The organism is uncultured Dialister sp. (assembly GCF_900538805.1).
Taxonomy (GTDB): domain Bacteria; phylum Bacillota; class Negativicutes; order Veillonellales; family Dialisteraceae; genus Dialister.
The window spans coordinates 1-2403 of record NZ_UPZP01000156.1 but is presented as its reverse complement, the minus strand read 5'-3'; the positions used below and the strand labels follow the sequence as shown (position 1 = coordinate 2403).

The 2403-nt window shown below is 51.4% G+C and carries 2 protein-coding genes; both read left to right on the top strand.

What is annotated here, in order from left to right; translation table 11 throughout:
- The first annotated feature begins 162 nt into the window (after window positions 1-162).
- A complete protein-coding gene (locus QZQ29_RS09235) occupies window positions 163-1650 on the top strand; it encodes a hypothetical protein (protein ID WP_296962616.1) in 1488 nt (495 codons plus the stop codon).
- A 49-nt stretch (window positions 1651-1699) separates the two neighbouring features.
- Window positions 1700-2290, top strand: coding sequence for an XTP/dITP diphosphatase (locus tag QZQ29_RS09230; protein WP_296962614.1), 591 nt, complete (start codon window positions 1700-1702; stop codon window positions 2288-2290).
- The last annotated feature ends 113 nt before the right edge of the window (window positions 2291-2403 follow it).

The window sequence follows — 2403 nt, the reverse complement described above, 5'->3', positions numbered from 1 at the left end:
CACATGCGCGGTTACGCGCCGCGGTTAGGATAGGCCCTTTGGGCCGCATAAGAAGAACCACCAGCTATGCTGGTGGGGTTCTTTTTTTGCCGATTTTTCAAGAGTAGCCTTTTCCATGGCCCATGTCGTATAATATTAAATATATGTACAGGAGGAAAAAAGATGATACCGGTAATGACAATGGAAGATATCCATGACGCAACAGAGACATTTGCCAGATATGGCGTGCCGGCTGACCGTATTTTCAGTGAAATCATGCGGGCGCGGTACCTGGATTATGTCCTTTTTTTAAATCCTGCCAATCAGCAGTACGGCATATCCATCGAAGATTTATACGACAATATGAAGGAAACCGCAGAGAAGCTGGGCATGTATGAAGGAGACGCGGACACCTACGTGCGGGTATATACCCTGGCGCTTCGGGTGGACCCCATGGCCTTTGCTCCCGGTGTTTCTCCTATGGAAGAGGAAATGAAGGCCCTGGTGGCCTATGGGGCTGAGCGGGCAGAAAAGTCCGGAAAAACGGTGCTCTTCTCCGGTGTGGAGTCCTACCTTCCCTATGCTGCCAGACTCTGGGACAAGCTGGCGGATAAACGGCTTGCCTTTGTGGTGGAAAGCGCCCTTTGGAAGAAAAGACTGCAGCTCCTGTTTCCCCGCTGCCGCTTCCTCCTGCCGGAGGAGCTCTCAGGGGACGAGGTCAGGTACGATTACATTTTCCATGGCAGCTTGACAGGCCTTGGTGAGGAAAAACAGCTTCTGTCCCTTCTGGCGGACAAGGGCCATATGGACTGGGTGCTCCCTTATGAAGCCTTTACCGGCTCTGATGAGCGTTCCGTGGATGCGCGAAATGAAATTCTTCAAAGCGGCCGCCTTTCCGGTTACTATGACATGGTTATGGGGCAGAGGGAATATGCTTTCCTTCATTTTGATGACGGAAAGGACAACGTGTCCTTTGGAAATATGGATTTTGCAGAGGGGACATGCCATTTCTATGAAAAGCTTGCCATGCCTGTTTCTTCCTTTAAAGAAGCGGAGGAATGGAATTACGACGTTTATGCCTATAATGGCTCTCCGGCACTTACGGCTATCCTCTCCGGAAATATCCTGCAGATGGAGCATAGCCTGGGGCAGGAGTTCGAAGAAGTGAAGAAGGAAATCCTTCCCGCCGGAAGACACATGGTTCTTTCTGCCTCTGCAGTCACCGATTCGGAAATCCGGAGGGATGAGCTGAAGCCGGTGGTGTGGGATGAGGAAAAGGAAGGGGTCCTTCTTAAAGAGGGAGACCTGGTGGTTTCTTTCCATCATGGTGAGCTCCATTTTCTTCCTGTGGAAAAAGGGGAGGAATACGTGGCAGGAGAGGACGTGTTTGGCATCAGGCCCAAGGCCTTCTATACGCCCTGGTATCTGAAGCTCTATCTGGATGGCCCGGTGGGCCGCCTCTTCCTGGATACCATGAAAGCAGGAGAGGCCTATGCCTTTTCCCTGTCCCGACTTCTACGCCTGCCCATTCCTTCTGCAGACAGAGAGAAAATGGCGGCCATTACGGAAGCGGCCAGGGCATCTATTTCCCATCTGGCAGAAGCGGAGAGGAACTGGCGCCGCGTGAAACGGGAGTCCGTTGGCATGATGATGGGACATCCCATGATGTAAGAAAATCAGATGTTGATTGAATCAGCGCTTCCTGAAGAAAGGAATTTTTATGAAAATCGTACTTGCAACCCATAACCAGGGGAAAATCAGGGAATTTAAAAAGGCCTTTGCAGAAATCGGCTGGGAGGCTGTGCCCATAGCGGATGTGGCCGACGTGCCTGAGCCGGAAGAAACGGGACATACCTTTGAAGAAAATGCCCTTATCAAGGCCCATTATTATGCCAAAGCGGTGAATCTCCCTGTCCTTTCCGACGATTCCGGCATCATTGCTGATGCATTAGGCGACAGGCCCGGTATTTATTCCGCCCGCTATGCCGGCGTTCACGGCGACGATGAGGCGAACAACCGTAAGCTCATCGAAGATTTGAAACCCTATACAGGGGACAAGCGGAAGGGGCGCTACGTATGTGTGACAGCCCTGGCATGGCCCGATGGCAGAGAACTTACTGCTGAAGGGACCTGCGAAGGCATAATCCGCGACTTCTACAAGGGGAAGGGCGGCTTTGGCTATGATCCTCTTTTCTACCTGCCCCAGTACGGAAAAACCATGGCGGAGCTTCCTATGGAGGAAAAGAATAAAATCAGCCACCGGGGACGGGCGCTGAAGGCTCTCCTTGCCAAGCTGAAAGAAATGAAATGACCTGCCGGCTTTGCAGGCATCCTTACCTTAAGGGAACACTGATTAATTCGCAGAATCGAATTTCATATGTATTTTTATCCAATGCTGCGTCATCAGTCTCCTTAAATAGCTCG

What these genes read in the sequence shown, in the direction of transcription:
- QZQ29_RS09235 (WP_296962616.1), top strand. Translation starts at nt 163, where the DNA reads ATGATACCGGTAATGACAATGGAAGATATCCATGACGCAACAGAGACA.
- QZQ29_RS09230 (WP_296962614.1), top strand. Translation starts at nt 1,700, where the DNA reads ATGAAAATCGTACTTGCAACCCATAACCAGGGGAAAATCAGGGAATTT.